General features: G+C 59.8%; 12 protein-coding genes and 1 pseudogene. 7 read left to right on the top strand and 6 right to left on the bottom strand.

Translation table 11 applies throughout. The features are described 5' to 3' along the window. Nucleotides 1-258, bottom strand: a 258-nt coding sequence (locus CINSTRO3249_RS17600; RefSeq protein ID WP_254304323.1) for a redoxin domain-containing protein, incomplete at its 3' end; no start/stop codon positions are given. Further along, the gene (locus CINSTRO3249_RS08505) at nt 255-830 is read right to left on the bottom strand and encodes a glycine cleavage system transcriptional repressor (RefSeq protein ID WP_074012964.1); all 576 of its coding nucleotides are present in this window, start codon (nt 828-830) and stop codon (nt 255-257) included. The genes CINSTRO3249_RS17600 and CINSTRO3249_RS08505, both read right to left, overlap by 4 nt. Before the next feature lie 145 nt (nt 831-975). Between CINSTRO3249_RS08505 and dapA the strand changes: the two genes are divergently transcribed. The 6 genes from dapA to CINSTRO3249_RS17925 all read left to right on the top strand — a co-directional run bounded on the left by dapA (nt 976) and on the right by CINSTRO3249_RS17925 (nt 7292). Then, nucleotides 976-1854: a 4-hydroxy-tetrahydrodipicolinate synthase gene (gene dapA, locus CINSTRO3249_RS08500; RefSeq protein WP_074012966.1), complete on the top strand. Its 879-nt coding sequence runs from the start codon at nt 976-978 to the stop codon at nt 1852-1854. A gap of 16 nt (nt 1855-1870) precedes the next feature. After that, on the top strand, nt 1871-2920 hold the full coding sequence (bamC, locus tag CINSTRO3249_RS08495) for an outer membrane protein assembly factor BamC (RefSeq protein WP_074012963.1): 1050 nt from the start codon (nt 1871-1873) through the stop codon (nt 2918-2920). 69 nt (nt 2921-2989) lie between these two features. Further along, complete coding sequence (gene purC, locus CINSTRO3249_RS08490; RefSeq protein ID WP_074012962.1) at nt 2990-3703, top strand: phosphoribosylaminoimidazolesuccinocarboxamide synthase; 714 nt, start codon at nt 2990-2992, stop codon at nt 3701-3703. 96 nt (nt 3704-3799) lie between these two features. Then, a complete protein-coding gene (locus CINSTRO3249_RS08485; RefSeq protein ID WP_074012961.1) occupies nt 3800-4660 on the top strand; it encodes a KPN_02809 family neutral zinc metallopeptidase in 861 nt (286 codons plus the stop codon). A 21-nt stretch (nt 4661-4681) separates the two neighbouring features. Further along, a complete protein-coding gene (locus CINSTRO3249_RS08480) occupies nt 4682-5134 on the top strand; it encodes a DUF441 domain-containing protein (RefSeq protein ID WP_074012960.1) in 453 nt (150 codons plus the stop codon). 1 nt (nt 5135) lies between these two features. Next, nucleotides 5136-7292 carry a tRNA(Met) cytidine acetyltransferase TmcA gene (locus CINSTRO3249_RS17925; protein ID WP_074012959.1) on the top strand — a complete coding sequence of 719 codons (2157 nt, stop codon included), beginning with the start codon at nt 5136-5138 and terminating at the stop codon, nt 7290-7292. Between the two features lie 10 nt (nt 7293-7302). Here CINSTRO3249_RS17925 and CINSTRO3249_RS08470 read toward each other — a convergent pair whose 3' ends face one another. From CINSTRO3249_RS08470 to CINSTRO3249_RS08455, 4 genes and pseudogenes are all read right to left on the bottom strand, one after another. Further along, nucleotides 7303-7488, bottom strand: a complete 186-nt coding sequence (locus CINSTRO3249_RS08470) for a YpfN family protein (protein ID WP_074012958.1) — start codon at nt 7486-7488, stop codon at nt 7303-7305. Between the two features lie 4 nt (nt 7489-7492). Next, nucleotides 7493-8174, bottom strand: a pseudogene (locus tag CINSTRO3249_RS08465) (M15 family metallopeptidase). Beyond that, on the bottom strand, nt 8171-9298 hold the full coding sequence (gene dapE, locus CINSTRO3249_RS08460; RefSeq protein ID WP_074012957.1) for a succinyl-diaminopimelate desuccinylase: 1128 nt from the start codon (nt 9296-9298) through the stop codon (nt 8171-8173). The pseudogene CINSTRO3249_RS08465 and the gene dapE overlap by 4 nt, the downstream one beginning before the upstream one ends. 1 nt (nt 9299) lies before the next feature. Then, entirely contained in the window at nt 9300-9683 is a 384-nt protein-coding gene (locus CINSTRO3249_RS08455) for an ArsC family reductase (protein WP_074012965.1), read from the bottom strand. A 267-nt stretch (nt 9684-9950) separates the two neighbouring features. Here CINSTRO3249_RS08455 and CINSTRO3249_RS08450 point away from each other — a divergent pair. After that, nucleotides 9951-10201, top strand: a 251-nt coding sequence (locus tag CINSTRO3249_RS08450; RefSeq protein WP_143146895.1) for a transposase, incomplete at its 3' end; no start/stop codon positions are given.

Here is a 10201-nt window from a genome sequence, read left to right as displayed (position 1 = left end):
AAGGAGGTAAAGTAGGCATCTGCGCGGCAATGCGAAAATTACTCCAATTAGCTTATGGTGTCTTAAAATCTGGAATACCCTTCGATGAAAATATAGCTCTTGCATCATGATGAGCAAGACGGTATCTGGCGTCATCGCTTTGGGATAAAAGTAGACCAATACTCTTTGTCCCTGGAAGTCGGTAAGGCTGATGAGTTCACCGTCCTGATCGGGCAGGCTAAATTGTGGTGCTATATCACCGGCTTTCAGTGGCGTCATTGCAATACTCCGTCTCTTTCCTGATGCTGTGGATGATTGATAACTCTAATACTGCCTTGCGCATGCAGTTCTGTACAGAGTTGATGAAACCTCTGTTCAATCAGCAGAACCTGACCCCCGGCCGGACCGTGCGCGGTCATCGAGAGCGTCAGCCGGGGCGGGGATTGCGCGTCCGCCGGCTGCGTTTTCGACGCCAGCTCTGCCAAGGTCATCTGATGGCTATCAAATAAATCGGTATAGCGCTCAATGAGATGGGGTGAATCATCCACCTCCACCGTCACCCACACCGTCGTCGGGGTGGCCGGCTGCTCCTGGGCCGTGGTGCGCTTCATCACAATCAATAAATCCAGTTCGACCCCTTTCAACGGCAGGGTGGATTCCAGTTGAGCGATGGCGTTCCAGCCGCCGGAGAGCAGCATGATAAAGGTAAATTCCTCGCCCAGCATGGCGAGGCGGCTATCTTCAATATTGCAGTCGCAGCTGCTGACGTGACGGGTAATGGTATTGACAATACCAGGCCGGTTTGCGCCCAGCGCGGTGATAACCAGATAATGTTGCTGTAACGGTGGCAAAATGGCGCTTCCTGTCCGGCGGGTTGTGATTTACATGGTAACCCTAAAAAAAACCTGCTGCCAAGGGCTTACCGGGCCGATGTTTGCTTGCTTTTGGATAGGTGACAAAAGTACCATGAATAACCTGTTTGTGGAGGAATGGTCAATGTTTACGGGAAGCATAGTTGCACTGGTGACTCCGATGGACGAAAAGGGCGCCATCGACCGGGTCAGTCTGAAAAAATTAATCGATTATCATGTCGCCAGCGGTACCGCCGCGATCGTGGCCGTGGGAACGACCGGCGAAACGTCTACCCTGAGCCACGAAGAGCATGGCGATGTGGTGATGTGGACCCTTGAGCTTAGCGACGGGCGCGTTCCCGTTATCGCGGGCACCGGTGCTAACTCTACCTCCGAGGCTGTGTCGCTGACTCGCCGCTTTAACGACAGCGGCGTGGTGGGGTGCCTCAGCGTGACGCCTTACTACAATCGGCCGAGTCAGGAAGGGTTGTTTCAGCATTTCAGGGCCATCGCCGAAAGCAGCGATTTGCCGCAAATTCTGTACAATGTGCCGGCGCGCACCGGCTGCGATATGCTGCCGCCGACCGTTGCCCGTCTGGCGGAAATCAAAAATATTATCGGTATTAAGGAAGCAACGGGGAACTTAAGCCGTGTCAGCCAGATCCAAGAGCTGGTCAATGACGATTTCCTGCTGCTGAGCGGCGACGACGCCAGCGCACTGGACTTCATGCAACTGGGCGGCAAAGGGGTGATTTCCGTGACGGCGAACGTTGCCGCGAAGGAGATGGCGCAGCTTTGCGCTCTGGCGGCCGGCGGCAATTATGCCGATGCGCGCCGTCTTAATCAGCGCCTGATGCCGCTGCATCAGAAACTCTTTTTTGAACCCAGCCCCATACCGGTTAAATGGGCTTGTAAAGCATTGGGATTAATGGCGACCGACACCCTGCGCCTGCCGATGACGCCCCTGACCGAGGCGGGCAGCCGCGTGGTAAGACAGGCGTTAACGGATGCGGGTTTGCTGTAACTCTTAGGGAGATTTAATGGCTTATTTAATGCAAAAGTCGCAGGTAGCGAAAGTGGTCGGCGTCTCGCTTATCATGCTGCTCGCGGCCTGTACCAGCGATCAGCGCTATAAACGTCAGGTAAACGGAAACGAAGAGTACCTGAAAGCGCCCCCGCTGCGCAGGCTTAGCAGCCCATCCGGTATGATTTTGCCGCTGCAGAACGGCGACTATGAAATTCCCACTGTCCCGCGCAACGGTGCCGTGGGCAAAGGGCTGGACATTCGGCCCCCAGCGCAGCCGCTGGCGCTGCTGAACGGTTCCCGTTCGCAATATTCCGGCAATAGCGCCGTCATCCAGCTGGAGAACAGCGCCCAGGGCCGTGATCTGTGGTCGCAGGTGGCGGCGGTGGTGCAGAGCAAAGGCTATCCGATTGCCTCGCGTCAGGACGCACAGCAGAGCCTGAATACGGATTGGATCGCCTGGACTCGTGCTGATGAAGATGAACAGTACAGCGGCCGCTATCAGATAAGCCTGGCGACCCAGGGCTACCAAACCTCGCTGCAGGTAACGTCCCTTGGTCTGCAGCAGCAGGGTAAACCCGTTACCAATCCTGCGCTGGTACAGCGCTATACCGTTGAGATGCTAAACAGCGTCGCGAGCGGGCTGCAGCAGCTTAACGACGATCGCGCCAACCGTATCGCCCAAGGCGAAACCGCCGATCTGAGCGTGCAAAGCGGCGCTGACGAAAGCGGACTGCCGCTGCTGGTGGTGCGCTCGTCCTACAATACCGTCTGGACGCATCTGCCGTCGGCGTTGTCGCGCATCGGCATGAAGGTGAAGGACAGCAGCCGTCCACTGGGTACCGTTTCGGTCACTTATGACGCGCCGGGCAGCGGTACCTGGGACGATTTGGGCGCCAAAGATCCTGATTTGCGCAATGGCGACTATAAACTGCAGGTCGGCGACCTTGGCAACCGCAGCACGCTGCAGTTCACCGATCCGAAAGGGCACACCCTGACCCAATCGCAAAATGACGCGCTGGTGGCGGTATTCCAGGCGGCATTCAGCCGGTCAACATCCCGTTAAATCAACAGGGGGCTTCGGCCCCCTTTTTTACCTGTATCAAAGCGTTATCTGCCACTGGAGTATGTAAAGATGCAAAAGTTAGCTGAGTTGTATCGCGGAAAAGCGAAAACGGTCTATACCACCGAGGATCCGGATTTGCTGATCCTGACGTTCCGCAACGATACGTCAGCACTGGACGGTCAGCGTATCGAGCAATTCGATCGCAAAGGCATGATTAACAATAAGTTTAACTACTTTATCATGACCAAGTTAGCCGAGGCCGGCATTCCAACCCAGATCGTGCGCCTGCTTTCCGATAATGAAGTGCTGGTGAAAAAACTGGCGATGGTGCCCGTGGAATGCGTGGTGCGCAACCGCGCGGCCGGCTCGCTGGTGAAACGTTTAGGCGTCGAGGAAGGCCTGGTCCTGGATCCGCCTCTATTCGATCTGTTTTTGAAAAACGACGCCATGCACGATCCGATGATCAACGAATCCTACTGCACCACCTTCGGTTGGGTCAGTGAACCCCATCTGGCGCGGATGAAGCAGTTGACCTATCAGGCTAATGACGTGCTCAGCAAGATTTTCGACGATGCCGGGCTGATTCTGGTGGACTTCAAGCTGGAATTTGGTCTGTTTAACGGCGAGATTGTGCTGGGGGATGAATTTTCGCCGGACGGTAGCCGCCTGTGGGATAAAACCACCCTCGATAAAATGGATAAAGACCGGTTCCGCCAGAGCCTGGGTGGCGTTATCGAAGCCTATGAAGAAGTCGCCAAGCGTATCGGTGTTAAGTTGGACTAACTGCGCAATCGTTTACCTGGGCGGCAGTACCGCTGTCTGTCCAGGGTTATATGCTATCCTCATCATTAAATGAATAACGTTTGATTGGGGATGACGATGCGTTGGCAAGGCGGTCGCGAAAGTAATAATGTGGAAGACAGGCGCGGACAGTCATCCGGTCTGGGGGGCGGTGGTTTCCGGCTGCCGATTCGCGGGAAAGGCGGCATCGTGCTGCTCATCGTGGTAGTGGTGGCGGGCTATTATGGCGTCGATCTCACGCCGCTGCTTACCGGCGGCCAGTCGGGTTCGCAGGTGAGCCAGCAAACCCGCATCAGCCCCAACGACGACGAAGCGGCCAAGTTTACCGCGGTGATCCTCGGTTATACCGAAGATACCTGGCAGCAGATTTTCCAACAAATAGGCAAAACCTACCAGCCGCCAAAGCTGGTCATGTATCGCGGCGCGACGCAAACCGGTTGCGGTACCGGTCAATCGGTCATGGGGCCGTTTTATTGCCCGGCGGACAGTACGGTCTATATCGATTTATCTTTTTACGATGATATGAAAAATAAGCTCGGCGCCGGCGGCGATTTCGCCCAAGGCTATGTGGTCGCCCACGAGGTCGGTCATCACGTGCAAAAACTGCTCGGGATTGAAAGCCGGGTTCGCCAGCAGCAGCAGGGGGCGACGGAAAAAACGGTTAACGCACTGTCGGTGAAGCTGGAACTGCAGGCGGACTGTTTCGCCGGCGTGTGGGGCCACAGCATGCAGCAGCAGCACATCCTCGACGAGCAGGATCCGCAGGAAGCCTTGAATGCCGCACGGGCCATCGGTGACGATCGGTTACAGCAGCGGGGACAGGGCAGGGTGGTGCCGGACAGTTTTACCCATGGCACTTCAGAGCCGCGCTATCATTGGTTCAAACGCGGGTTTGACAGTGGTGATATTCGTCAGTGTAATACTTTTGCCGGTGGCTAAGTTATTGTTCAGGGACAGTGTATGAATTTTTCCGATCCGACGCTGCTGATCCTGCTGGGTCTGGCGGCGCTCGGCATTCTCAGCCACAACAATACCGTGACCGTGGCGATCCTGGTGTTATTGATTATCCGCCTTACGCCGATGGAACAGTACTTCCCCTGGGTAGAGAAACAGGGATTAACCATTGGCATTATCATCCTTACCATCGGCGTAATGGCGCCCATCGCCAGCGGTACGCTGTCGGCGTCTACCGTCCTCCACTCCTTTTTGCACTGGAAATCGCTGCTGGCGATAGTGATTGGCGTGGCGGTTTCCTGGCTGGGCGGCCGCGGCGTTTCGTTGATGTCCAGCCAGCCCTCCGTGGTGGCCGGACTGTTGGTAGGTACGGTGCTCGGGGTAGCATTGTTCCGTGGCGTGCCGGTGGGGCCGCTTATTGCCGCAGGTCTGCTGTCGCTGCTCGTGGGCAAGACCTGAGGTGACTTCCCTGCCGCCGCCCTGGCTGGCCTGCCTGCGTGCAGAAACCGCGGCAATGAAACGCGCCGGCGTACGGCGTTTGCTGGTGATTAGCGGCGCGTCTGACTGGTGCGGCCAACAGGCGGCAGCGCTTGGCAACGCCCTTGACGGCGACTGGCTATGGGTGGGGGAGCAAAGCGAATGCGGTACCGGTAACCGCCCGGCGGCGCTGAAAACTTTGCTCGGTCGTGAGTTCCTGCATGCGGTGTTCGATGCCCGTCAATCGCTGGCGGTGGATGCGTTGGCGGCGCTGGCCGGTACGCTGGTGGCGGGCAGCTGGTTGGTGCTGCTGGTGCCGCCCTGGTCGCGTTGGCCCCGGATGCCGGATGGCGATTCGCTACGCTGGAGCGAACAGCCGCAACCGATCGCGACGCCGCATTTCACCCGCTATTTTCGTGCTGCGCTGTCGGCGGACCCGGCGGTGGCGCTGCTGCGCCAGGACCGTGCGCCGCAGATAACGCCTCTGGCGTCCCGCCTGCCGTGGTATCCTCCCGTCCCCGGCCGACCCACCGCCGATCAGGGCCGGCTATTGCGCCGGTTGGCGCAGGCAGAGCCCGGCATCTATGTGATGATTGCGCCGCGCGGCCGCGGCAAATCGGCGCTGGCCGGCATGTTCGCCGGGACGCTCGATGATGCCTGCTGTATCACCGCGCCCGCCAAAACCGCCGTGGACATCTTGCGCCGCTACGCGGGTCCGGGCGCGCCTTTTTTCGCCCCCGATGCGCTATTGGCCCGCTGCCGGGCAGGGATGAGCGCCCGCTGGCTGCTGGTGGATGAAGCCGCCGCGCTGCCCTTACCGCTGCTGCGTCAACTAATGGGGTATTTTTCCCATGTGCTGCTGACCACTACCGTCGCGGGATATGAGGGCACCGGGCGCGGATTTCTGCTGAAGTTTTGCGAAACGCTACCGTGTTGGCACCCGCTCCGGCTGGATGAGCCGTTGCGCTGGGCGGCGAATGATCCGCTGGAGCGCTGGCTGACCGAGACGCTCTTGCTGGAGGACGCCGAGGTAGTGGCCTTTGCCGGCGAAGGCGCGCCGCAGAATACGGATGCGGGCGCCGCCTGCGCAGGGCGATGGCGCATCGGGAACGTCAGCGCCCGTACGTGGCGGCGCCAGCCCGCGGCGCGACAGGCTTTTTATCAATTATTGACCCGTGCTCATTACCGTACTTCCCCTATCGATCTGCGCCGATTGCTGGATGCACCCGGTATGTCCTTCTTTACCGCGACCGCGACCGCGACCGCGATCAAGACCGAGACCGAGACCGAGACCGAGACCGCGATCAAGACCGCGATCAAGACCAAGACCGAGACCGAGACCGAGACCGCTACCGCGCATCAGCGCCGGCTGATGGCGGGCCTGTGGCTGGTAGAGGAAGGGGGATTGACCGCACGCCTCGCCCACAACGTCTGGGCGGGCTACCGTCGGCCGCCGGGCAGTCTGGTGGCGCAATCGCTGGCAGCGCACGGCAGCGCCTGGCGAGCGCCGCGGCTGCGCTCCCGGCGAATCAGCCGTATCGCCGTGACGCCTACCGCGCGTCGTCGCGGTATCGGGCTGGCGCTGATTGCCAAGGCGGCAAAGCAGGCTGCCGCTGAGGGGCGCGATTTTCTGTCGGTCAGCTTTGGTTATACCGCCGCGCTGTGGCGTTTTTGGCAGCGGGCGGGCTTCCAACTGGTGCGAATGGGCACACACCGCGAGGCCAGCAGCGGCCTGTACAGCGCCATGGCGCTGCTGCCCCTGAGCGACGCGGGGCGTAGACTGACGCTGCGGGCGGCGGACGGTTTTGAGCGCGATTGCCGGCTGGCGGCCGGCGAGCAACAGGATCTCAGGGGGGAGGACTGGCGCTGCCTGGCGGGTTTTGCCTTCGCCCAGCGGCCGCCGGAAGCCTGCCGCAGCGCGCTGACCCGGCTTATTAACCGCAGCACACTGCCGCTACCGGCGTTGCGCCTGTGGTTGACGCAGCCGATGCCGGACGCCACCCTGGCGGCACGGTTAGGGCTCAGCGGGAAAAAAGCGCTCTGGCGGCGCTGGCGGCAGGAAACGGCGGCGGGTATGGCGGCGGCAGATACGCGCTTAACGCGCCGCTGGCAACGGATTTGTCAGCAGCAGGCGCGCTAAACCGAGGGCGTTATGGCTTTTTCGGCCAGTCATCTTCCTCATCCCACTGCGCGTTATTGTCCCGATGCGGCGGCAATTTTGGGCGATTTTTCAAATAGCTGGTGGCATCCACCCGGCGTAATGCTTTCACACCGCCAATCAGCATGCCCGCCAGAATCAGCAGCACCACCCACCAATAATCCGCTAACCATCCCATAGACTTACTCCTTATCGATATTGTCAATGTAGCGCCGGAAGAGATACGCCAACTGCGGCGCCAACCATGCGCTACCCGCCACCTCCTGGCCGCGCCAGGCTTGCAGCAGCACTGCGGGGGTCAGCGCCTGCGCGGCGCGGTCCGCCAGCGGTCGGTAGCTGATGTGCCAGGGCTCCACCGCCACACCACCGCGATCGTGCGCGTAAGGCCGGAAAAAGCCGTAGTCCGCCAAATGCCGATCCAGCCAGCGGGTGAGAGGGGCGAAATAACCGCCGGGCAGATACTCTTCGGGGGTCAACTGCAACCGTGCGCCGGCAGGCAGCAAATCGGGATCAAAGATATCCAGATCGGTACCCCAATGGTGGCGCCAGGCGCCAGGCGCCAGGCAGCGCTGACCAGTGCAGAATTGCCTCACAGCGTGCGCCTGTCGCCAAAGTAAGCGCATCAAGCGGCCGGCTTTGTCGATCCAATAATGGTCGCTGACCGTGAAATTTGCCATTCCAGATGCCCATTTGGCGGTCAAAGTCACGAAAACTGCTGGCAGGGCGCAGGGAAAACCCCGCCTGGGCCGCTGCGTGCTGGAGTTGCCCAAAGGCCGCCGCCGCTTCCGGCTGTAGCCGATGACCCGGCTCCAGGGGAACAACGTGCCTGTCGGTGCGGCCGGTAACCGTCAGGGCATCCATCACAGAATCAACTGTTCCATGATGCGCTGGTACATCCGGCTCAGCAGTTGCAAATCGGCGGCGCTGACACATTCGTTGACCTTATGAATGGTGGCGTTGACCGGGCCGAGTTCCACCACTTGCGCGCCCATAAGGGCGATAAAGCGGCCATCGGACGTGCCGCCGGTGGTTTCCAGGCGCGGCGTTAGCTCCTGATAATGCTCAACCGCCCGCACCGCCGCATCTACCAGCTCACCGCGCGCCGTCAGGAAGGGCTGGCCGGAAAGCGACCAATCAATCCGGTAGCGCAGCCCGTGGTGCTGCAACAGCGCTTCTACCCGCTGACGGATAATGACGTCGGTCAGTTCGGTGCTGAAACGGAAATTAAATTGCACCAGCAGCTCGCCGGGAATGACATTGTTGCTGCCGGTCCCGGCATGGATATTGGCAATCTGCATCGTGGTGGGCGGAAAAAAGGCGTTGCCCTCATCCCATTGGGTTGCCACCAATTCTTCCAACGCGGCCATCGCGCGATGGACAGGATTGTCCGCCAGATGCGGATAGGCGACGTGGCCCTGCACGCCCTGCACGACCAGATTGGCGGTCAGCGAGCCGCGTCGACCGTTTTTAACGATATCCCCAACCTGACGGCTGCTGGACGGCTCGCCCACCAGGCAATAATCCAACCGTTCCTGACGCGCCATCAGCGCGTCTACCACTTTGACGGTGCCGTCTTGAGCGTCGGCTTCCTCATCGGAGGTGATCAGGAACGCCAGCCGGCCCTGATGCTGCGGATGCTGGGCGACAAAACGTTCGGCGGCGACCACCATGGCGGCCAGCGAGCCTTTCATATCGGCCGCGCCGCGGCCGTATAGCATGCCGTCGCGAAGCGTTGGCTCGAACGGCGGGTTATCCCAATGCTGCACATCACCGGGCGGCACCACATCGGTATGGCCGGCAAAGGCCAGCGTGCGGCCCTGTCCGCGCCAGGCCCAAAAATTGAGCGTATCGCCGAACGGCATCGGTTCAATGGTGAAACCCAGCGCCTGCAGGCGAGCCGCAATGAGCGCCTGACAGCCAGCGTCGTCGGGGCTGAGGGAGGGGCATTTGATCAACTGCTGCGCGAGTTCGAGTACGGGACAAGACATCTTAAACCTCGCTGGCGGTAAAGCCGTGATACGCTTGCGGGGAAAACCCCAGCAGCAGACGGCCATCCGCGGCCTCCAGCAGGGGGCGTTTAATCATCGCCGGCTGGCTGAGCATCAACGCCGCCGCCCCGGCGGCGTTGTCGGCCGCCGCACGCTGGGATTCGCTCAGTTTGCGCCAGGTGGTGCCGCGGGTGTTGAGCAGCGGCGGCCACCCCAACTGGTCGATAAAGCGCTGTAAAAGATCGGCATCGAGGCCATCGCTGCGGTAATCATGAAACCGGTAGGGCACCTGCTGTTCGTCGAGCCAGCGGCGGGCCTTTTTGACCGTATCACAATTTTTGATGCCGTAAAGCGTGGCTATGGGGTGCTGCAAATCGTCGGACATACCAAAAGCTACCTTAAACGGAAAGGAAAGCGCCTGCCGGCTTTGTTTGCCGGCAGGCCAAGTTAACGCACTACCATGATGAGGGAAAAAGACGACGGGATCCAGCGCATTGGCCAGCTCGTGCGTCGCGGAGGTTGCGGTGGATGCGCCCTGTGCATTGCAGGGAATAAAGGTTGGCACGATGGCACAGTTGAGTCTCAACAATGCATGGCGGTAGTGAATCACCCCGGATAAATTAGAGTCTATATTTTAAAAGTGGAGGTCTCTATGACAACGACCAAACGTTACTCTCCGGAAGTCCGTGAACGGGCAGTTAATCTAGTGCTGGAAACTCAGCATGAGCATGCTTCGCAGTGGAAAGCGATCCAGTCCATTGCACCAAAAATTGGCTGCATACCCGAGACGCTGCGTCTGTGGATCAAGCAACATGAACAGCGGCTGGCGGTGAAAAACAGTCTCAACGCGGATGAACGTCAGCGGCTTAAGGAGCTGGAGCGCGAGAACCGTGAGCTTCGCCG

Source organism: Candidatus Sodalis sp. SoCistrobi (assembly GCF_900143145.1).
In the GTDB taxonomy this organism is placed as follows: Bacteria; Pseudomonadota; Gammaproteobacteria; order Enterobacterales; family Enterobacteriaceae; genus SoCistrobi.
Note: the sequence above shows the minus strand (reverse complement) of the source record. Positions and strands in the feature narration are given on the sequence as shown.

Excerpts from the sequence above, each read along its gene's own strand:
- dapE (WP_074012957.1), bottom strand. The coding sequence starts at position 9,298 with ATGTCTTGTCCCGTACTCGAACTCGCGCAGCAGTTGATCAAATGCCCC.
- CINSTRO3249_RS08480 (WP_074012960.1), top strand. The coding sequence starts at position 4,682 with ATGAATTTTTCCGATCCGACGCTGCTGATCCTGCTGGGTCTGGCGGCG.
- purC (WP_074012962.1), top strand. The coding sequence starts at position 2,990 with ATGCAAAAGTTAGCTGAGTTGTATCGCGGAAAAGCGAAAACGGTCTAT.
- CINSTRO3249_RS08485 (WP_074012961.1), top strand. The coding sequence starts at position 3,800 with ATGCGTTGGCAAGGCGGTCGCGAAAGTAATAATGTGGAAGACAGGCGC.
- CINSTRO3249_RS08455 (WP_074012965.1), bottom strand. The coding sequence starts at position 9,683 with ATGTCCGACGATTTGCAGCACCCCATAGCCACGCTTTACGGCATCAAA.
- CINSTRO3249_RS08470 (WP_074012958.1), bottom strand. The coding sequence starts at position 7,488 with ATGGGATGGTTAGCGGATTATTGGTGGGTGGTGCTGCTGATTCTGGCG.
- bamC (WP_074012963.1), top strand. The coding sequence starts at position 1,871 with ATGGCTTATTTAATGCAAAAGTCGCAGGTAGCGAAAGTGGTCGGCGTC.
- dapA (WP_074012966.1), top strand. The coding sequence starts at position 976 with ATGTTTACGGGAAGCATAGTTGCACTGGTGACTCCGATGGACGAAAAG.